We start from the raw sequence: 21,841 nt of genomic DNA, 5'->3' as shown, positions 1-21,841 counted from the left end.
GTTCCTACTGACCTGACTGAACGGCATGGCTACGCTTGATTCTTGCGCAAAATTCTGCGCATTTTTCCAAAGCTAAATATAAGACAGGTGTGCTATATAAGGTGAATAACTGACCCAGTGCTAATCCACCCACAATGACAACACCTAAAGGTTGGCGTAACTCAGCCCCTTCAGCCCAGCTAAGTGCCAATGGAATCGCGCCAAGTAGTGCTGCGCTATTGGTCATTAAAATCGGACGAAAACGCAAGCTTGCAGCAGACAACACGGCTTGGTATGCGGACTTACCTTGACGCCGTTCAAGCAAAGTAAAATCAATTAAAAGGATGGCATTTTTCACCACGATACCAATCAACAAAAACATGCCTAAAAGTGCAATGAGGGTAAATTGAAAATCAAATAACCATAGGGTAAATAGCGCTCCCAACGCCACAGCAGGTATGGTAGATAAAATAGTTAAGGGATGAACCACACTCTCATAAGTAATCCCTAATAGAATATAAATCAGGAGTATCACCACCAAAATTAACCATGCTGTGCTTAAGCCACCTTGTAAACTTTCTGCTTCCACATCTTTATCCGTGGTCATAAATATTTCATTGGGCAACATCACTTCAGGCAAAACAGATCGTATCGCAGCATCGGCCTGTTCATAACTGTAACCTTGTTTCACCACATAACCGATTCCCATCGCTGCAAACTGATTACGGCGATATACTCGATCATTACTAATCCCATATGACCATTTGGCAAAATTACTCAATGGTACAGATGCACCCTGTTGATTCGGTATACGCACATTCGCCAAAGCTTCCGGATGCTCGGTAAAATGCTTATCGACTTCCATCACCACATGAAATTGTTGATTTTGATCATAAATGGTTGAAATCTGACGTTGTGAAAATGAGTTATTCAATACACTCGATATATTTTCAATCTCTACGCCCAAACGACGTGCAGCTTCACGATCTATATCTAATGTGACATGCTGAGCGCCTTCATCTCCCATGCTTTCAACTTCTTCAAGTTCAGGAAGTTTCTGCATGGCCTGCGCAACTTTGGGCACCCATTGGCGTAACAAGGCAACATTGTCAGATTGCAGAAGCAACATATAATCTTGACCACTCCCGCTTGAAAATGGATCATCTAGTTCTAACTCTTGCTTAACACGTGCCGAGAAAATTGCCCCAGCTTGCCAAGGTGCATTTTGCTTAAGTCGCTCAACAATTTCATGTGAAGATTTTCCACCACGCTCGGCTTTAGGTTTTAAACTCACCATGAGAAAAGAGTTCGTGGTTCCTCCTGCTCCGCCTGAAGTCCCAATGACATCTTTTACGGCTGGGTCTTTTAATACACTTTGACTGAAACTGGCAATTTTCGGCTGCATAATCTGAAAAGAGAATCCATCATCACCACGTATAAAGGCATCTACACGACCTGTATCTTGCTCAGGTAGCACCCGTTTCGATAAATTTTGGTAAAGATATGCGGATGCCCCAATTGCCCCAATCCACAATAGAATTGCAATATAGGCATGTCCAATCATCCATTTCAGGGAGCGCAAATAGAGCTGAGTTAAATATTGTGTTGTACGATGGCTAAACTGGTACAAAGCTTGATGCTGATAACTTTTAAGGGGTTTAAGTGTCCGTGCAGACAAACTGGGGGTCAGAACCAATGATACCAATACAGATAAAATGACAATAAACACTAAAGTTAAAGAGAACTCTCTAAACAATCGTTCAATCACTCCGCCCATAAATAGTACGGAAATAAAAATCATCACCAAAGCTAAATTCATTGCCACCAAAGTCGCACCAACTTCGCTGATACCTTTGATTGCAGCTTGAACAGGCTGTTCACCTTGTTCAATATGACGCTCAATGTTTTCTAAGACGACAATGGCATCGTCCACAACCAATCCGATTGCCACAATCACAGCCATGATCGACAAATTATTCAGTGAAAAACCTGCGAGATAAATCAAGCTACATGCGCCAATCAAAGTCACGACCAAGGCAATACTGGGCACAATTGCACTTTGTAAACGTCCCAACATCAATGCGACGACGACGATCACCAAAAACATGGAAAATAATAAAGTATCACGTGCTTCATCAAGACTGGCTCGAATAATCTCTGATCCATCCATCACGGTGATGATTTGAGCGTCCGCAGCAATCAAGGCATTTAACTCGGGTATCTTTTCTTTTATTTTTGCAATGGTCGCAACAGTATTGGCATTGGGCTGACGGCTGATTTTAATAATCACAGCAGGTTGACCATTATGAAAACCACTGACATAACGATTTTCAACGGAGTCTTGTACCTCTGCAACGTCTTTTAAATGAACCAATGTCTGCGCATTTCGATAAACCACCAAATCAGCAAAGTCTTGTGCAGTTTTTAAGTCATTTGAAAGTGCGACCTGCCATCTTAATTTTTCAGTCTCTATGACACCCAATGCCTGTGTTCGATTTGCCTGAACAATCGCTTCACGAACTTGCTCCAAAGAGATCCCTTGAGCAATCAAAGCATTCGGGTTAAGTGTCACTCTCACCGCAGGCATAGAAGCACCATCAATGGCAACTTCACCAACACCACTGACTTGAGCAAGATTCGGTTGTAATTGATTCGCAGCAATCTCATAGAGTTTTCCAGCAGATAAATGCTTTGAACTCAATGCCAAATAAAGAATCGGGCTTTGACTTGGATTAATTTTAAAATATTCAGGTGGGCTAGGCATACCAGAAGGAAGCTGTGACATGGCAGCATTAATCGCTGCTTGTACTTCTCGAGCAGCTTCATTAATGTCCGTATCCAAAGCAAAATGCAAAACCACTTGACTTGAACCTTGACTACTTGAAGAGTTAATGGCTTTTACCCCTGACACCCCCATCATGGCTCTTTCCAAAGGAGTTGCCACTGTCGCGGACATACTTTCTGGACTTGCTCCAGGTAAACTGGCTCGTACAACAATTGTGGGGATATCAGCTTGCGGTAGAGCTGCCACTGGCAAGCGGAAATAAGCCAATATGCCCAACAATACAATTGCTATACCCAACAATATGCTGGCAACGGGTCGATGAATAAAGTTTGAGAGCACCTTCAAGACTCCCTCCCTACTTCATTTGCCGTTATTGTTGAAGACTCAGATTTTGAAAAAGATTGTTGCAATCGATCAAAGAATAAATAAACCACGGGTGTTGTAAATAAGGTGAGTAACTGACTCACAATCAAACCACCGACCATCACAATGCCGAGTGGTTGGCGTAATTCTGCACCAGCGCCCGAAGCCAACATGAGTGGAATCGCTCCGACCAATGCTGCAAGTGTAGTCATTAAAATCGGACGAAAACGCATTAGTGCTGCTTGATAAATCGCCTGCTGCGGTGTCAAACCTTCATTCCTTTGCGCAGCCAAAGCAAAATCGACCATCATGATGCCGTTTTTCTTGACCAGACCAATTAATAGGATGATTCCGATCAATGCAATCATATCCAACGGTCGTTGTACCAAAAACAAAGCCACTAAAGCACCAATTGCAGCAGAGGGTAATGTTGAAAGAATGGTAATGGGATGAATAAAACTTTCATATAAAATCCCCAAAACAATATACATCGTGACAATCGCGGCGATGACCAGCCAAAATGTATGTTGCTGCGCATTTTCAAATGCTGCTGCTGCCCCCTGTAATTTCAACTTCACATCGATAGGCAAATTGAGCTGTCGTTCCACTTCATGAATGGTTTTAATTGCATCTCCCAATGCAACACCTGAAGCAAGATTAAAAGACACACCATTGGCAGGAAATTGTGCTTGTTGTTGTAAAATAATCGGCACTCTTTTTTGAACAATTGTAGCAACAGTACTGAGTAATATGGGTTCACCATTACCATTATGAATATAAGTTTGCCCTAAATGATCCAGACCTTGTGCCAAATCAGGATTGAGCTCCAAGACAATACGATACTGATTCGATTGGGTATACAGTGTCGCAATCTGACGTTGGGCAAATAAATTCTGTAAGGCCAAACTAATATCTTCAATGCTTAAACCTAAACGAGATGCAGCATCTCGATTGACCTCAATAAATGCCTGTAAACCTTGTCCGCTCCCCTCACTGGTGACATCTGCAAATTCAGAACGTTGTGCCAATGCATCTACCAATAGAGGCGTCCATTTTTCTAAGTCTGAAGCTTGTGTTGCACTTAAGCTGAGTTGATATTGAGTCCGACTAATTTTGTCTTCAATACTCAACTCCTGTACAGGTTGCATCCATCCATAAATACCTTGCACTTGACTCATTTGTTCACGCAAACGAGACATCACCAGATCAGCATCATCACGCTCGGCATGTGACTTTAGGTTAATTAAAATACGCCCATTACTCAGTTTCGGATTATTGGCATCTACCCCAATAAATGAAGATAAACTTTCAACCGCAGGATCTTTGAGGATTTGACTGGCAAATTTTTGCTGACGTTCACTCATGGCTTGGAATGAAATATCATCTGGTGCTTCAGTCACGACTTGAATCACCCCACTGTCCTGGACTGGGAAAAATCCTTTGGGAATCGCCCAATATAAGAATCCTGCCAGCAATACTGTACTCAACATTACGACTAAGGTCAGGGTTTGATGGCGAAAAACCCACGTCAATCCTTTAGCATAATAATCAATAACTTGATCTAAGCTCCAAGCCTTTTTTGAAGTTGCATGCTGAGTATTTTTGAGTAAATAGGCGCACATCATCGGTGTCAATGTTAAAGACACCACCAAAGAAATTGCGATTGCTGCTGCCAAAGTGACTGCGAATTCATGGAATAAGCGCCCAACGACGTCTCCCATAAACAGCAATGGAATCAGTACTGCGATCAATGAAACTGTCAAAGATATAAGAGTAAAGCCAATTTCTCGAGCACCTTTCAATGCCGCTTGTAATAAGTTTTCACCTGACTCTCGGTGCCGTGCAATATTTTCCAGCATCACAATCGCATCATCGACCACAAAACCAGTCGCAATCGTCAGTGCCATTAAGGTCAGATTATTAACAGAGAAACCTAGAAAATACATCACCACGAAAGTACCAATAATTGAAAGTGGTACAGCAATACTTGGAATGATGGTTGCAGATAAATTCTTTAAAAACAGGAAGGTCACCATGACCACAAGACAAACAGCAAAAACCAATTCTTTTTGTACATCGCGAATTGAGCTTCGAATACTTTCCGTACGATCTGTTAAAACCCGAATTTTAACGTTTTCAGGTAAATTTTTTTGTAAGTCAGGCAATACCTGCTTAATTTGATCAGCAACCTGAATCACATTGGCATTCGGTTGGCGTTGAATATTCACCAAAATCGCTGACTGGCTGTCTGCCCAAGCTGCCATATAACGATCTTCACTACCTTCTATGATCTTTGCCACATCTTTTAAACGTATCGGCGCGCCGTTATTCCATCGCAGAATTAAATTTTCATAATCGTGAATTGAGCGAATCTGGTCATTGGCATCCAACATTGTGGTTCGAAAAGGACCATCAAAACTGCCTTTCGGTTGATTGGCATTGGCTGACTGAATCGCTGTTCGTACTTGCTCTGCACTCATTTTATAAGAAGCAAGCGCTGCTGGATTCATTTGTACCCGTATTGCAGGTCTTTGCCCACCTGCAAGACTGACCATGCCCACACCTGTCAGTTGTGAAAGTTTCTGAGCAACACGTGTATCAACCATGTCATAGACTGTAGTTAAAGGCAAAGTATCAGAACTAATGGCCAAAGTAATCACTGGAACATCGGCAGGATTAACCTTGCGATACACAGGTGGTGTGGGCAGATCATCGGGTAACTTATTGCTGGCTGTACTGAGTGCAGACTGCACTTCTTGCTCAACTACACCCAATTCCGCACTGAGTTCAAACTGTAAAGTAATTACCGACGCACCAACAGAACTACTGGACGACATCTGTTTCAACCCTGCAATTTTCCCCATTTCACGCTCAAGTGGAGCGGTAATGGTTCTTTGCACCGTATCGGGATTTGCACCGGGTTGAAAGGTATATACCTGAATAATCGGATAATCGACTTGTGGCAAAGCAGATACAGGGAGCAAACGCCAAACTAAGAAACCACTGAATAACAAGGCAAGCATTAACAGCGTCGTAGCGACTGGACGTAAAATAAAGAATCGTGAAATATTCATGATTTATCTCTGAGTTGCATCCACGTTTGAAGTTTGTTGGTGCTGATCTGAAACGATTTGAACCTCTTTTCCTTCTGATAGTCGATCAATCCCTTCTAAAACCACCTGCTCTTTTGCTGTTAAACCCTCTATCACTTCAATTTGACCGTTTGAAGTCATGCCCAGTTTTAACATGCGAATTTCAGCTTTATGTTGTGGATTAACAATATAAACATAGGTTCCTTTGGCGCCATGTTGCACAGCATCATTTGGAATCGTGATGGCATTTTGAATCGTCTGTGTATTCAAGCGAACATTGACAAATTGATTAGGAAATAAAGCATCGTCTTGATTGTTAAATACTGCTTTTAGCTTTAATGTTCCAGTACTAACATCAATCTGATTATCCAGTGATTGCACATGTCCCATCGCTAACTTATTTTGCTCGCTTTTGTCCCATGCACTCACTTCAATTTTCTGTCCTTTTTTCAAAGTATCACGTAGCCCCATCAAATAATTTTCGGCAACTGCAAATTGCACATAAATGGGATGGACTTGAGTAATTGTGACCAAGCCTGTTGTTTCATTGGCCTGAATCAAATTACCGGCATCTTTTTGTCTAAAGCCTACTCGCCCTGCAATCGGTGAATAAATTCGTGTATACGATAGCTGTAATTTGGCCGCATCAACTTGGGCTTTGTTTGATTGTATTTGCCCTTTAAGCTGATTCACCAATGCTTGTTGTTGTTCGACTTGCTGTTTGGCAATCGAATCTTGCTTAAACAGTAATTGATAACGTTTTAACTCTGTTTCTGCATTTTGCAGTTGCGCTAAATTTTGCTGCTGGGTGCCCTGTGCCTGTGCCAATGCAACTTGAAACGGTGCAGGATCTAATTGTGCAAGTAGCTCGCCTTTTTTAACCCATTGACCTTCTTTAAAATAAATTTGTTGTAGCACACCAGAAACTTGACTTTGAACATTGACGGTATGTGCAGGAATTACCGTTCCTATAGCTTTGATCTCAAGTTGTAAATTTTGCTGCTGTACGGATACTGTTCTTACAGGAACAGGTTTACTCCACTGACTGTATTCCTCTACAGGTTTAGACGTCGATTTTTTCCAATAAAAACCTGCTAGCGCCGAGCCAATGAGAATGATTAATCCAATTAAATATTTAAACTTCTGCTGAAGTGAACTCTTTTTGGGGCTTATATTGACTAATGGGTTACTCATAAAAACTCTTATTCAGACAGTCGCAGAATTCGCGATATTTACAAAGATCAAACCTAATAAAGTGATAATTCACTAAAAATCAGTGCTCATTTCATCCATTCGCTTGATGAAACTTGATTTAAATCAGTTCAATACTACATGTTGCTTTTTGTAATGTTTATTATTGCATTTAATAATCATTATCACTATCATTATTTTCAATACTTATATCTACCCAGCAAAACTTTGTTCTATTCGCTGATTCAACAGGCAACTTCAATGAATTTGAACGTAGAAAAACAGCAATGGTTCAACCATATTTATCAAGACTATCAAAGTAGTTTGGTTTTGTGGTTTAAGCATAAGCTGCATAATCACCACTCTTCAGAAGACTTGAGTCAAGAAGTTTTTTATCGTGCATTAAAAAGCAACTATCGTTTTGAAGAAATCAAAGAACCCAAAGCATGGCTATTGGGCATAGCCAAACATGTCATCATTGATCATTGGCGACATCAGCAAATTGAACGAGGTTATTTAGAGACACTCCCCTCAATCCCTCAAGATGATTATCCTTCGACTGAACATCAAATCTGCATGCGCGAAACTTTGAATCAGGTTCAACAAACCCTTGAAAACCTTCCCAATCGAGTTGCTCAGGTTTTTTTATTATCTCAGTTAGAAGGAATGACTTATCGCGCCATTGGTCAGCAACTCAATATTTCACAAGCCACAGTAAAAAGAGATATGAAGCAGGCATTCAGCGCTTGTTCTAAAACCTATAACAATACCTTGAACTAGATTTATCGTGATCAGATTAAAATTTTCTCGATTAGATAAAGGCTTTACAAGATTAACATCAAGTTACTGATTTATATAAAATAATAAAAATTTCTTTTTAATATTTTTATTTCCAAATTACCTAAAAGTAAAAAAGTTAGAAAAATTTGAGCTTTTTTTTCATATTAAACGACTAATAGATAAATATAACTCGTATGAGAATCTTATGAAGGAACATCAAGCTAAGCATGCCCTGACTTTGGCTATTCGAACTGTACTTTGGGGTGGATCTATTTTGGTCAATGGATCATTATTTGCAGCATCAGATAATACTGAGAACCTGTCACAAAATTCAGAACAACTCCCGACCATTACGGTCACTGCTGCCAACAGTGATACATTAACAACAGAAGAAACAGGTCTTTATACGGCGAAAGCAACCACTGCATCCACTGGATTAGCCCTCAGCTTAAAAGAAACACCGCAACTGGTGAGTGTGATTACTCGCCAGCAAATGGAAGATCAAAATCTCACCCAGTTAACAGATGTGGTCACTCAAGCTGCGGGTTTAACCATCAATCAAGGCGGTAATATCGGCTCAGATAACACACCAATTTATGCGCGTGGTCAAAGCGTAGACAATTACTTATTGGATGGTGTAAAACTCCTAAACTCTTATTCAAGTATCTTTCAAAGCCAAGATACTGCGCTTTTTGACCGTATTGAAATTGTACGTGGTGCTAATGGTTTAATGACAGGTGCCGGTTCAGCAAGTGCCAGTATCAACATGGTTAGGAAAAAACCATTACAGAATTTTAAAGCTTCAGTGAGTGCAAGTGCTGGCTCATGGGACACATATCGTACCGATATTGATGTTTCATCACCATTAAACCAATCAGGAAGTATTCGTGGTCGTGCCGTATTGGCTTATCAAGATGGTGACTCTTATATCGATCGTTATGCTGAAGAACGTAAAGTTGCTTATGGTGTACTTGAAGCTGATTTGACTGATCGAACCAAAGCAAGTTTCGGTATCAGCCACCAACAAATTGATATTACAGGCATCGCACGTGGGGGCTTACCTTCATACTATAAAGATGGATCACTGATCAATTGGTCACGTTCTGATTCAGCGGCAGCTGACTGGACCTATTCAGACCGTTCAACAACAGGTTATTTTGCAGATATTGAACATAAATTTAATGACAATTGGAAACTCAAGGGAACGATTTCTCGAACTGAAACCTCTTCTGATGAGGTAGTCGGCTATGCATATAGTTCAGGAATTGATAAACAAACAGGTGCTGGCGCTTTAATTTATGCCACACGTTGGGATTATGAACCTACACAGAATCTATTCAATTTAACCTTAAATGGTTCCTTTAATCTATTTAACCAAACTCATGATGTCGTCGTAGGGACAACCTATACTAAAAGTGACAATCAACGCCCAACATATTCAGGTTGGAATAATGGAATGTCTTGGGATGGTAATCTAGGTAATATTTTCACTTGGGATGGGCATAATCCAACTCGCCCAGAAACAATGATTGATGGCTGGTACAGTGGTGATGACAGTAGTCGCTCTATATTCGGTGCTGTTCGATTAAAGCCTTCAGACAAAGCTGCGATTATCTTGGGGACACGCGTTGAAGATTGGAAGCGTGTGACCAAAAATCATGACAATGCCACAAACACTACCGAAACAACATCACGTAAAGAAACAGGTGAAGTGATTCCTTATATCGGGTTGACTTACGATTTGACTGAGCAATGGACCACTTATGCCAGTTATACCAGTATCTTTTCTCCACAAGACAGAAAAACAGTGAGTGGTGACTATTTAGATCCGCTTGTTGGAAATAGCACTGAGCTTGGAATCAAAGGTGAGTTCTTCGACAATCAATTAAATATTGGTGCTGCCATTTATCAAACCAAAGAAGACAATAAAGCCATTGCTGTCGATGGAGTTTTTGCTCCAGATGGCTCGCAAGCTTATCGCGCTGAATCAGGTACAGAAAGTAGAGGTTTTGAACTAGAAGCAACTGGAAAACTGACAGAGTTATGGCAAGTTTCAGGAAGTTTCACTCGTAATCTATCAAAGGATAATAAAGACAACGCCATAAACACCAATATCCCTAACAATACAGCAAAAATATTTACCACTTATACCCTGCCTTATTTCGATAAAGCACTGACAGTAGGTGGCAGTCTACGTTGGCAAAGCGATATTTATTCGGATGTGACTCGCCCTGTAAATACACGCTTTACTCAAGACAGTTATACACTCGTTGATTTGATGGCACGTTATAAAATCAGTGAAAATTTGTTGGTCAATCTCAATGTAAATAATCTATTGAATGAAAAATATCATTTGGCGACAACCAATAGTTATTATGGTGCACCAACAAACTTTAATGTAGGTGTTCGCTACAGCTGGTAATTCTGTTTTTAAATTTATGATTTAACCCAAGCTTAAATAAATTCAATCTAGTAATGTGTTTGAGCTTTAAAAATAAAACGATAAAGTGGTCGTGATGACCACTTTATGCTTATAAAATAACAGTCCTTTTAGTCAGTACTAAATTTGACTACCAGAAATACAATGAGTTTAATTTGCTCTAGACTAGACATCTGTCTGACTACTTTTGAAATGGCCATTTTAATTGCGCCAAATATTCATTTGGAATTGGGCTACGTACACCGACTTGATCTGGTTTAATCTTTTGCTTTTCATAATAGAAGCTTCCAAAAATAATATCCCAGAAAATGAACACCTCACCAAAATTTTTCCGACCATGCCCATGTTTATGATGAATGCGATGTACTTCAGCAACAGCAAAAATATATTTTAAAACACCTACTCGATAGTCCACATTGGCATGTTGAAAAAATAAGTGTACCGCCATGTACATCATCCAACAGCCAATCAATATACTTGGAGCACCTAAGATTGCAAGAATCATAAGGCTTGGTCCTGCAAGTATTAAGGCACTCAATGGATGCCTTTTTTCAGCATTCAACCAGTATAGCCGACTAGAATGATGGTGAATTGCATGTAATTTCCACAGAAACTTATAACGATGACTAAAACGATGCATCAACCACAATCCAAAGTCGATCACCAAGGCGACAAGCATAAGTTGCCAAAACCATGACCATTGATCCGGCCAGAGACGTGGGAAAAATCTAAATATGTCCAATATTTCAATTATTTTAGATACAGAAACAATCAAAATTAAATTAAAAATGGCATGCAAAATATCGGTCAATCCATCTTGATGCGACTCTAACCAGTTCGGTTGATAGGGAGAATGATATTCAGCTAAAGCAATCATCAAACCACTGAGCACAATAAATAAGATCGAACTTGACCAATATGTAATCTGCCCCGATAGAATCACGGACATGACCCAAACAGTCAAAGCCATCCAAACTGGGTAAAATAAATATCTGAATGACATCTTTAACAAGGTATTCAATTCATCACTCCTTTTCCGTTTAAAATGTCATTTCAGTATGCGGATTAGAAAGTGAAAAGAATTGAATGAAACAGCTAGATTACTATTCAAGTATAGGATCAGATGGTTGCCACATCGGAATCTGTTCGATCGATGGAATGAATTTTAACAGTGAAGGTTGAATACCAAACATCTGTTTGCACGTTCTACTAAAGTGAGCTTGATCAGAAAAGTGGGATTGATATGCCACATTTGTCAGGGTAGTTTGCTGACTAGTTGATTGAATCGTTTGAAGTAGTCGTAACCATTTACGATAACTTCTATAAGAAATACCAAAGCTTTCACTAAACCAGTGACTAAAACGACTTTCTGAAAGATTAAATTGTTCAGCGATTTGTTTAAGGGTTAAATCTTGCTGTTTACTCGAACTAAGAAAATTTGAAAGATGCTGTACTCGTATCGTAGGTTGTTTAAAATGATTAATTCCACAGTAATTTAACAGCATTTGAAAAGCTTTGTCGTGATGACGCTGCTGGATAAAATATTTACGAAGTACAATCACCAAATCTTCAGGTAATACGGTCATTGTGAAGATGGGTTGTAAGTATTGATGGATAACCGATGCAAGAAAATGTGTTTGATCAATATAAATTGAACAATATGTTCCTGACTTTAAATGATGCAATGTATTTGCTGTAATATATACGCCACTGCTAAATATGCATTGTTCCTCACCACTGACCTGAATACATTCTCCTGCATTTTTTGCAAAACTTAATTGGTGTGCATGGTGTCGATGTAAATCGTTATCGCCAACATTCCCTTCAAAATACCCAATGCCATAGCCAATTGAGATTTTTCCCAGCCAGTATTTAGAAGATACGTCACTTTTTTTCACAAAAGTTATCGCCTTATTAAATTGATCATTTAAATTTATACAATAGCATTTTGACTACTTATTCATTCCTTTTAAGCACCTATTTAAAAACCACCCGAGGGTGGTTTTATTAATTCATTTCTAGAAAGAGTATACTCAGCTTAATAATTCGATGTATCGACTAGAACTTATAGGTTGCACCAACAAATATTTTTTGACGCTCAACCAAATAATTATCTGAACCATTAGATAACTTCTTATCTAATAAGTTAGTTAAACCGCCACGAAGTGTTAATTTATCATTTACGCTATAATTACTGGCTAAATTTACAATGGTGTGTGGTTTTTGCATTGTCGGTGTCGCTGTCTTATCACTTAAATATTGCTTACCTAAATATTGTGCAGACAATTCAACATTTAATGGGTCTGATGCTTGCCAATTCAATGCTGAGTTTATTGTTAATTTTGATGTATTGATTAGATTTGCACCTGTGTCTTCATTTTTTGCTTTTAAGAAATAGGTGGCATTATTATTCCATTTTAAATTATCAAGGACTGGAAAATTTGCCACCATCTCGATACCACGCGTTACTGCGCTTTGTATATTTTCATTACGCGTAAACCAATTTCCATAAAAATAACCGAGTGGAGAATAAGCGATTTTATTTTTAAAATCTGTATGGAAGAACATCAACCCCAAGTCTGTTCCAAAGCCAGTATAGTTCACACCAATCTCATAGTTTGTACTTTCTTCAGGCTTTAAGTTTGGATTACCTGTCATATAACAGCCCCCACTTACATAAGTGTGAGGCGCTCCCTTTTCGTCATACCAAACTTGACCTTTCAATCCATTACAACCATTCCCTCCTGATTGAGTCGCACCACCTGGAGAAGACTCTTTTACCGTGGGTGCACGGAAACCTTTTGCAACGCCACCTTTAATAACAAGGTCATCAGTTGGACTATAAACTAAATATCCACGTGGACTATGATGAGTTCCATATTTATCATCATGATCTAAACGGTTACCAACAGTGAAAGTCAAATTGTCTAGCAGTGAAATATTATCTTCAAAGAATAATGCCCAGTTCTTATTTTCTACTTTGGGGTCACTATAACCTTTTCCATCCCAACTTCCACCTGGTAATGTTCCTATGGTATCTGAATTGGTCAATTCTTGTCGTTTCCATTGCCCCCCAACAGTTAAAGCCTGCTTAAACACTGCTTCAAATGGCATGGTTAAACTACCTTCAACAATCATTTCGTTTGATTTAGTCGTAAGTTCACCTACACTCGAATCATAATCATTGTAATAGGCACTTAATTTAGATTGACCAATCGCCCAGTCACCCTGATGCGAAATGGTGAATGTATTGTGTTCTAATTCTGCAGCACCCCAACTTGTGGTTTGTTCAGCTCCCGTAGTTTGATTGATTTGCGAACCTTTCTCATTCTTTTGAATGCTGTGCCCTGCTTCAAAACTAAATGACTGTTTGTCTGTTGGCTGATAGTGCAACATTGCATTATAGTTTTGATCTTTAGAACCTGTTGTACCATCACCCGCTTTATATTTTTTATCTGCTTCTCGTTCAGTCATTCCTGCGGTTAGTCGTAATCCGAGTGTATCCGTCAATGGACCAGCAGCCATCACACCTGTTTGTAAAGTCGTACCTAAATCTGCAGACGTTGTAGGTTGAGTATAATTTAGTGTGACATTGCCACCCCAAACACTTGGGATTTTTTTGGTGATGATATTAATGACACCACCCATTGCATCTGAGCCATACAATCAAGACATTGGTCCTCGTACAACTTCAATTCTTTCAATCATATCTGGAGTTATCCAGTTTAAATCCTGACGTCCTAAATCTGGACGATAACTGACATCACGGGAAGAACCGATACGTTTACCATCCACGAGAATCAGTGTGTAATTGTCAGGTAAACCGCGTAGTTTAATTTTAGATCCTTCTTTGGTAGGACTAATTCCACCAGTAACCCCAGGTACTTTACTTAATAACTCGCCAAGACTACCCACCGGTTGTTTTTCTATATCTTCACTGGTAATCACACTAATACTAGCTGGTGCCTCTTTAACATCGACCGCCTGACTACTTGCTGTAACGACAATCGTTTTAAGCTTGGAGGAGTCTTCTGAAGTCTCGTTTGCATATGTTGAAATTGACATTGCTGAGAGTATGGAGAGAGATAGTGCTGGAAGTGTTAATTGTTTATTCATGTTAATACGCAACTTAAATTACGGAGGGATTGTGTAAGAATTGTTGCACATTGTATTTTACCAAATATTCAAATGCAATTAATAATGCAAATAATTATCATTTAAATTATCATATTTTATTTACTATAAAAATTATTCCATATCGTTTGTAATTTTCTAAATTTAGCTAAGATGTTAAGGCGTTTATATTTTTAAGGGATTTATACGGTAGTGAACTCAGACTTTTCGGCAATTCAAAATGTTAGCAATTTCTAAGCTACCTATGCGGTAGTGAACATGCGACAAAGGCTGATCAAGCTGTAAATAAATTTCTAAGCTACCTATACGGTAGTGAACTTTTACTGCTTGAAATTGCGATTGCAATTTATTTTCTAAGCTGCCTATGCGGTAGTGAACCAACGTATGAAAATGCGCGTTACAACGCATAATTTTTAAGCGACCTATGCGGTAGTGAACACACCCTGACTACATTCTCCACCTTTCATATTTTTCTAAGCTACCTATGCGGTAGTGAACCCTGCCCCGATCAGAACAAGAACTCGTAATCTTTTCTAAGCTACCTATACGGTAGTGAACAAAATCATATTTAAGTTAATTTTTACCACAATTTTCTAAGCTACCTATACGGTAGTGAACTCGGTGCGATGGCTTATATCGCTTTGGTAAGGTTTCTAAGCTACCTATATGGTAGTGAATGCTTGTTAGAGAATGATCAAGTTATACGGAAGGTGTTCTCTTGACGTCTCTCAGTGTACCAAACAGATAAAATAAATGATCGCGCTGAATTGAAGTGAAAAAGTGAATATGGTAATTGAAGAAGAAGACAAACGCTGGATAGGATGTAGTTAACCTCATCTCTTTAAACAACAAAAAGCGCCCATGGGCGCTTTTTGTTGTGTTACAGTAACGTGCCCTAGTCATTGGGGCTAGGGTGACCTGTAACGGTGTTTCGTTACATTAATCCTTGGAGGTTTACGATGCGCTTTTGTCTAATCATCGTTGTCATTCTGTTATTGTTGTTGATTTCTCAATCAGCTCACTAACAGAATGCGTCGGGTAGTTACCGCTACTCGGCGTCTCCAAGCAAATAATAAAACAGAAATGAATATAAATCAAATTTTGAACAATTCAAATTACGAATGAAGAAATCTTTTTCTAAGCTACCTCTACGGTAGTGAACCAACAGCAGCCGCAAATTCATTTTTATATTCATTTCTAAGCTACCTATGCGGTAGTAAACAATCTGACCAGCTTGATTACTCATTTCTAGATTTTCTAAGCTACCTATAAGGTAGTAAACTTTACGTTTTGAGCAAGAAGATGATGCGGTTTTTTCTAAGCTACCTATACGGTAGTAAACTCTCACCATCCCAAGTAACGTCCCCATAAACATTTCTAAGCTACCTATACAGTAGTAAACTTGAGGGTGGTGTTCGAATTAACCGTCAAACATTTCTAAGCTACCTATACAGTAGTAAACTATAACTTTAAAACAAAAAATAAAATAATAACAGTAAGTTAAACCTAAAAATCATCAAATGACCCAAGTTTCTATTTACGATTATAATTTATTGATTTTATTCAGTTGTTAAAGAGTTAAAAAATATTGGGGTAAAATTTTAGAATTATCTTCTGTTTCACTAAAATCTATACAATCCAAATTTTCCTACTTTTGCCTCAGTTGCAAAAGATTTATAAAATATTGCCAAGCAATTTATAAACTCATCATATTTAAACTGACTCGCCAACAACAATCAATCCATCTTGATCATCTAAAAAGTTTAGCTCAACCAATCTAGCAATATCACGATAAAAAGTACGTTCTGTTTTACCTGTATATAAAACTTGGATTTGTGGTATTCGATATAACTCAGCTTGGTTAAAAAACTTTTTCGTCTGTCCTCTTACAAACATAATTGTTTGAATTAAATTAAATTGCCTATCTGAGATCCGTTTACTAAACTTGGCATCATTTAAAGCTGTTTGATATAACAAAAAGCCGATTAATCCATTACTTTGATCATGTAAATTATTAATGGTCTCAAACATCCCTTTTAGCACAAACTCAATAAAAGATTGATTGGCTGAAGATTCTTTTCTATCAGCAGCTTTTCGACATGCATTAAACAAAGCAAAATACTCATGAATATTGATTTGATAATATGCCCATATCGCTGACGAACTAAATCGATAGCCTGATTGTTCAAGCAGTAACATTTCAATTAAACGACCTGTTCGTCCGTTACCATCCCAAAATGGATGAATCAATTCAAAGTAATAATGTGCTAAACAAGCACGGATAATAGCGGGCTGATTAATCACATTCGGGCTATTTAACCATTCAATCCAAGCTATTATAAGATACTCAATATCTTCAATACATTTTGGTGGACGATATGTACCACCATGTTCGCTATTACCTACCACTGTTTTTTGGTTAGGCTGATTATTCCTAAACTGCCCTGCTGGATTATGTTGTTCTTCTAGATTTTGCGATACCAGACTATGTAACTTAATGACGGACATTAAGGATATACTTTGACCCTCTTTAGGTTGTAATTTTTTTTGACTGAACTGTTTGATCCAATCTATTGCCTCTTTAAGATTGGTGAGACGACGCTCCTCGGTCTTTTGTATTGTCTTAGGATCTAGTCTTAAAATTTCCTTCGTCTCTTGCTCTGTAAATTGACCACCTTCAATGGTATTTGTACTATAAATACTACTCGCTAAAACCTTTTCTTGTACTTGATCTATAATTTGAGGCAAACTTGGCATTTTATTAAATCTATTCTGTGCATCGTTTACACGATCAAGCATAGGTGTAACCTGCTCTAAGTCAAACCCAAGCTGAAAGGTAAAAGAGCCGGACTTGTACGTCATGACTCTTAAAGTTGTGTCATCTAGCCAAACTTTACTTTGATCAGGCATTTTGTCAATTTTTTGTCAAATAAAATGTCAAAACATTATTATTATAAATCATAAATTTAGTCAAATTTTAATTGTAATAATGTCAAAGATTATGTCGCTCATTTTGTCAAATTTTGTTTTAAACATAATATCGAAATTTTTCAATTGATTAGACTTTTCCAGTCACATTAAACCTATATCCAATTAATTTTAAGTTCGTTAAGTTACCCCAGTATCACCCGTACTACAGACCATTTTTTCTAAGCTACTATGCACTAGTGAACCTTGTTGCGCTTAACTTACCATGTCCAAACATCTTTCTAAGCTACCTATACGGTAGTGAACCTGTACTTTGCCTGCAAAATTTTGAATGAAATTTTCTAAGCTACCTATACGGTAGTGAACTTTACGACTGATTTACAACCTGCAATTGTTGCTTTCTAAGCTACCTATACGGTAGTGAACTTCCAACAGCAGCAGTATTAGCCATCCCATCTTTTCTAAGCTACCTATACGGTAGTGAACAGTAAAACAGAAGCCAAGATTGCGAATCATATTTTCTAAGCTACCTATGCGGTAGTGAACTCTTTTATTCCGTGGGCATCATTGTAGATTTTTTTCTAAGCTACCTATGCGGTAGTGAACTGTAATTTTAAAACAAAAAAAATAATAACAGTAAGTTAAACTTAAAAATCATCAAATGACCCAAGTTTTTACTTACAATTATAACTTATTGATTTTATTAAGTTGTTAAAGAACTAAAAAATATTGGGGTAAATTTTTAGAATATTTGTTTGATTAACTAAGCCTATATTCAAAATCAACTACTTTTATCTTATCAGTAAAAGATTTTCCAATATTCACACATATTTTTAATGTCATTCATTTACTTTATCATTAGAGAATGAAGAAATCTTATATTTCGTTATTTTCTTAGTAAAACAAACTTCACCACGTTTAATCGGTTTTGGTAACTTCATTCATCCTCATCTTGGTGCATTCTTGGTGAAGTCTAGTAATTATTTCTATGATTTTTTGATAAATCTAGTCAAAACAACAAAATTCTAACCATAAAAAAAAGGCTTACAAGTCTTTGAAAATACTCGTAAACCCTTTAAAAATCTTGGTAGGTATATCCAGACTCGAACTGGAGACCTCTACGATGTCAACGTAGCGCTCTAACCAACTGAGCTATACACCTGAAGTGCTGAGAATATTATTCATTTTTCAGCAATATGACAAGACTTATTTTTTAGCTTTTAACGCATTCGAACACTCTTTAAGCAATTTCTTAATTTTTTGAATATCTTGTTGATTTTCATTAGCTAAATACGTGATTTTTTGAAAAACTTGATTTGCCTGTTCAAAGGAACTTTTTTCTTCAACCTGACTTGCTAAACGAGACATCCATTGTTGAAAAGTTTCAAATTGTGCTTTTTGATTTAGCTCAGGTAACTGCTGATTAAATTTAAAAACCAAGCGCTCAAGTTCAGACATCTGACGCACTCGAAAAAGTTTTGTCACTCCCCAGTAAATCAGTAACAATCCAATGATTCCAAAAATTAAAACTAGTCCATAACTATAGACTGAAGTGAGCCCCAGTTTTTTCATCCACCCACTTTGCTTTTCCGCATCATAACCCACGACTTTGCTTTGCCATTGAAAACTTGCGTAGTCACTCCAGACTCTTAATGTTCTCAATACGGATGAATGCTGAAAACGTAAATTTGAATAAGCTGCATCCCCAAAAATCGCTGCATTGCCATCTATGGTCGTTTGCATTCCCTGATCTATTCGCATCGGCGCAATGATGGCTGTAGGATCAATTCGACGCCATTGTCCTTGTTGATACACTTCTGTCCATGCATGAGCATCTAACTGACGTACTTCCCAACTTTTTCCGTCAGGTGCAAGTTCTCCGCCCTGATAACCTGTGACAACCCTAGCAGGTATTCCGACATAACGCATAAGCAAAACAAAGCTTGAAGCATAGTGTTCACAAAAACCCTGTTTTGATTGAAATAAAAACTCATCAATTCGGTGATTCCCCAATTTCCCCGGAGCCAGCGTGTAAACAAAATTCTCTTTTTTATACCAGTTTAAAATATTTTGAATATAGATATCAGGGTTTTCTTGGCTTTGACGAAACATACTCACTGCAAACTTCTGCGCTTGTAGATCACGATTTTTAGGATATTTTAGATTATTTTTAAGCATCAATTGTTCAAACGCTGGTGCTTGAACATCCTGTATACGCTGACCAATCCATTGCAATTCGATGGGTTGTACCCGTTGTACAAGCCGTTTCGGTGTAATAGACCAGTCTTGATGTAGTTCAAAACGTTGTTCTATCGGTATAGATTTTTCTAAACCCGTGATCCACTGCTGACTTGGATCACTGGCTAAATACTGATAATGAAAACCATCCACTTGCCCCGTTATTTTGGAATAAGATTTACTCTGCTTATTGCTTAAATCACTTGTCCAAGTTGTACCATCATAACGATCCAATACCATCGCTCGCCAATATAACTCATTGCGGCTTGGAAACTGTTTCATGTCTCCAATAATTCGAAAAGCCAAAGCACTCGATTGCGACAATGATGCAATATCTCCAGGAGACATCCGATCACTCAATCCTGTCACCGCTTGATTATTGGGAATCGGAATTTGCCAAAGTGGAGGCAAGCGTGGAAAAAACAAAAATAGCAAAATAAAAAAGGGTAAAGCCAAACCAATAAACTTAACAATATGTAAAGAGTCGTTTTTAAGAGATTGTAAAACAGGCTGTGCAATTTCAAAATTGGCTGTCTGTACGCGGTACAATCCAACCAAGCAACTGATTAAGCAGCACAATACTAAAACAGCCATTGCAAAAGATTGGCTATGTAAAAATAAACTTGCACTCACAAACAAAGCAAAATTAAACAAGATAATATAGTCACGCTTAGACTTGGTTTCTAATGCTTTGGCAAATAAGAATGTAGAAAGTACGGCAGTTCCAGCTTCTACGCCTAAAAATGTTTGAGTGTGCAGATAGATAATTAATAAGGCAAAAAATGCAAATAATAGCTTCGGCGCTTGCAACAAAAATCGAGGAACATTGAGTGTTTGATGAGTATTTATTTTATGATAATACCCCCCTAAACCGAGGATATTCACCAAGAACAATATCGACAAGGCAATTGGCATATAAGCAAGTTGTGCCAACCAAATCAAACTTAAGGCAACTAAAATTGAAATTTGGATCGATTTATTCATGTCCAACCCTCAAGCTTGTGCCAACAAAGTTTTGATATGAATATAATGCTGCTCCCCTACACCATTTTCAGTCTGAGCATGCGGTAAAATAATACAATAAGGTGATTGTACTTGTTCGCAACGATCAACCAATTCCATCATTAAACTGAGTTTTTCTTCATGATCTGCACTGGGCATTTTTGCATATTCAATTTGCATGGCGTGGGTATCGAGTAAATCTTCAAACTGCTTCACAAAAAGTCCTTGTCCTCGAGCAGCCTGCTTCCATGAAATACTTTGTAATGAATCACCAATTTTAAAATTTCTTAACTCTTTAAACTCGTCCAAATCAGGTTCACCCGTATTCGCCTGAATATGTGAATATTGAACACCCTGCTTAGCTTCAGGGGCTATCCAATAATCATGGGTCAGATAAATGTAAGTCCATGCTCGAACTAAGCCTAATGGGTAAGTTGAATAAATCTGAATCGGAGGAATTGAAAATTTGCCACGCTTTTGCGGGATAAAATTTAATTCAACACGCTGTTGTTTATCCTGAAATAACAAAGGTAGTAATTGATCATCGAATTTAAAATTTAAAAACTTCGGGCTTGCATGATGTTGTTGCAAAATCACGGTGACTTTAAAAGCTTCATTAACCTTACCAACTTCATCAACAATGACTTCTATTGTCACACCATGCAATTGTTTAAAACTCAAATAAAAACTAATACACAAAATGGCACTTATTAAAAAGCAAAAACCTAAAATTAAGTTATTTGCATAGTTAATTCCCGCAATAAATGTGATCAAAATAAGCACAAGATAGAGGAAGCCTTGTTGGTATATAAAGACTAAGACTTCATTTTGTTTGAGTGTGCGTATACCTGTATAACGAAATCTTTGATGCAACCATTGCACGAATCTTTTAGCAAACATGGTCAAATC

Annotated in this window: 11 protein-coding genes, 1 tRNA gene, 1 pseudogene and 1 CRISPR repeat array; of the genes and pseudogenes, 2 read left to right on the top strand and 11 right to left on the bottom strand. The window is 38.0% G+C overall.

Going from position 1 to position 21,841, the window contains the following annotated elements; all coding sequences use genetic code 11:
- Window positions 1–4: 4 nt before the first annotated feature.
- Genes AC1Z3T_RS12450 through AC1Z3T_RS12440 form a run of 3 tightly spaced genes read right to left on the bottom strand, consistent with a single transcriptional unit; the run spans window position 5 to window position 7,413 of the window.
- A complete protein-coding gene (locus AC1Z3T_RS12450; RefSeq protein ID WP_100885000.1) occupies window positions 5–3,109 on the bottom strand; it encodes an efflux RND transporter permease subunit in 3,105 nt (1,034 codons plus the stop codon).
- Window positions 3,106–6,201, bottom strand: a complete 3,096-nt coding sequence (locus AC1Z3T_RS12445; RefSeq protein WP_100884999.1) for an efflux RND transporter permease subunit — start codon at window positions 6,199–6,201, stop codon at window positions 3,106–3,108. Before AC1Z3T_RS12445 ends, AC1Z3T_RS12450 begins: the two co-directional genes overlap by 4 nt.
- 3 nt (window positions 6,202–6,204) lie before the next feature.
- On the bottom strand, window positions 6,205–7,413 hold the full coding sequence (locus tag AC1Z3T_RS12440; protein ID WP_100884998.1) for an efflux RND transporter periplasmic adaptor subunit: 1,209 nt from the start codon (window positions 7,411–7,413) through the stop codon (window positions 6,205–6,207).
- A gap of 258 nt (window positions 7,414–7,671) precedes the next feature.
- Between AC1Z3T_RS12440 and AC1Z3T_RS12435 the strand changes: the two genes are divergently transcribed.
- Window positions 7,672–8,190: an RNA polymerase sigma factor gene (locus AC1Z3T_RS12435; protein WP_100886283.1), complete on the top strand. Its 519-nt coding sequence runs from the start codon at window positions 7,672–7,674 to the stop codon at window positions 8,188–8,190.
- A 205-nt stretch (window positions 8,191–8,395) separates the two neighbouring features.
- Window positions 8,396–10,612, top strand: coding sequence for a TonB-dependent siderophore receptor (locus tag AC1Z3T_RS12430; protein WP_100884997.1), 2,217 nt, complete (start codon window positions 8,396–8,398; stop codon window positions 10,610–10,612).
- A gap of 199 nt (window positions 10,613–10,811) precedes the next feature.
- Here the strand turns inward: AC1Z3T_RS12430 and AC1Z3T_RS12425 are convergent, their stop codons facing one another.
- From AC1Z3T_RS12425 to AC1Z3T_RS12390, 8 genes and pseudogenes are all read right to left on the bottom strand, one after another.
- Entirely contained in the window at window positions 10,812–11,651 is an 840-nt protein-coding gene (locus tag AC1Z3T_RS12425; RefSeq protein ID WP_100884996.1) for a sterol desaturase family protein, read from the bottom strand.
- 82 nt (window positions 11,652–11,733) lie between these two features.
- Window positions 11,734–12,528: a helix-turn-helix domain-containing protein gene (locus AC1Z3T_RS12420; protein WP_228153689.1), complete on the bottom strand. Its 795-nt coding sequence runs from the start codon at window positions 12,526–12,528 to the stop codon at window positions 11,734–11,736.
- 160 nt (window positions 12,529–12,688) lie between these two features.
- A pseudogene (locus AC1Z3T_RS12415) lies at window positions 12,689–14,746 on the bottom strand (TonB-dependent receptor domain-containing protein).
- A gap of 1,066 nt (window positions 14,747–15,812) precedes the next feature.
- Window positions 15,813–16,133 carry a hypothetical protein gene (locus AC1Z3T_RS12410; protein ID WP_157811008.1) on the bottom strand — a complete coding sequence of 107 codons (321 nt, stop codon included), beginning with the start codon at window positions 16,131–16,133 and terminating at the stop codon, window positions 15,813–15,815.
- 344 nt (window positions 16,134–16,477) lie between these two features.
- Window positions 16,478–17,674 carry a Fic family protein gene (locus AC1Z3T_RS12405; RefSeq protein ID WP_046759453.1) on the bottom strand — a complete coding sequence of 399 codons (1,197 nt, stop codon included), beginning with the start codon at window positions 17,672–17,674 and terminating at the stop codon, window positions 16,478–16,480.
- Window positions 17,675–17,970: 296 nt separating this feature from the next.
- Window positions 17,971–18,298: direct repeats of the CRISPR family, unit length 28 nt; unit sequence TTTCTAAGCTACCTATACGGTAGTGAAC.
- A gap of 479 nt (window positions 18,299–18,777) precedes the next feature.
- Window positions 18,778–18,854, bottom strand: a tRNA-Val gene (locus AC1Z3T_RS12400).
- A gap of 44 nt (window positions 18,855–18,898) precedes the next feature.
- A complete protein-coding gene (locus tag AC1Z3T_RS12395) occupies window positions 18,899–20,914 on the bottom strand; it encodes a transglutaminase TgpA family protein (RefSeq protein ID WP_100884993.1) in 2,016 nt (671 codons plus the stop codon).
- Between the two features lie 9 nt (window positions 20,915–20,923).
- Entirely contained in the window at window positions 20,924–21,832 is a 909-nt protein-coding gene (locus AC1Z3T_RS12390) for a DUF58 domain-containing protein (protein WP_100884992.1), read from the bottom strand.
- Window positions 21,833–21,841: the final 9 nt, after the last annotated feature.

It is taken from the genome of Acinetobacter sp. B-6, assembly GCF_056930735.1.
The sequence above is the reverse complement of the archived record's forward strand: the minus strand, read 5'-3'. Positions and strand labels throughout refer to the sequence as shown.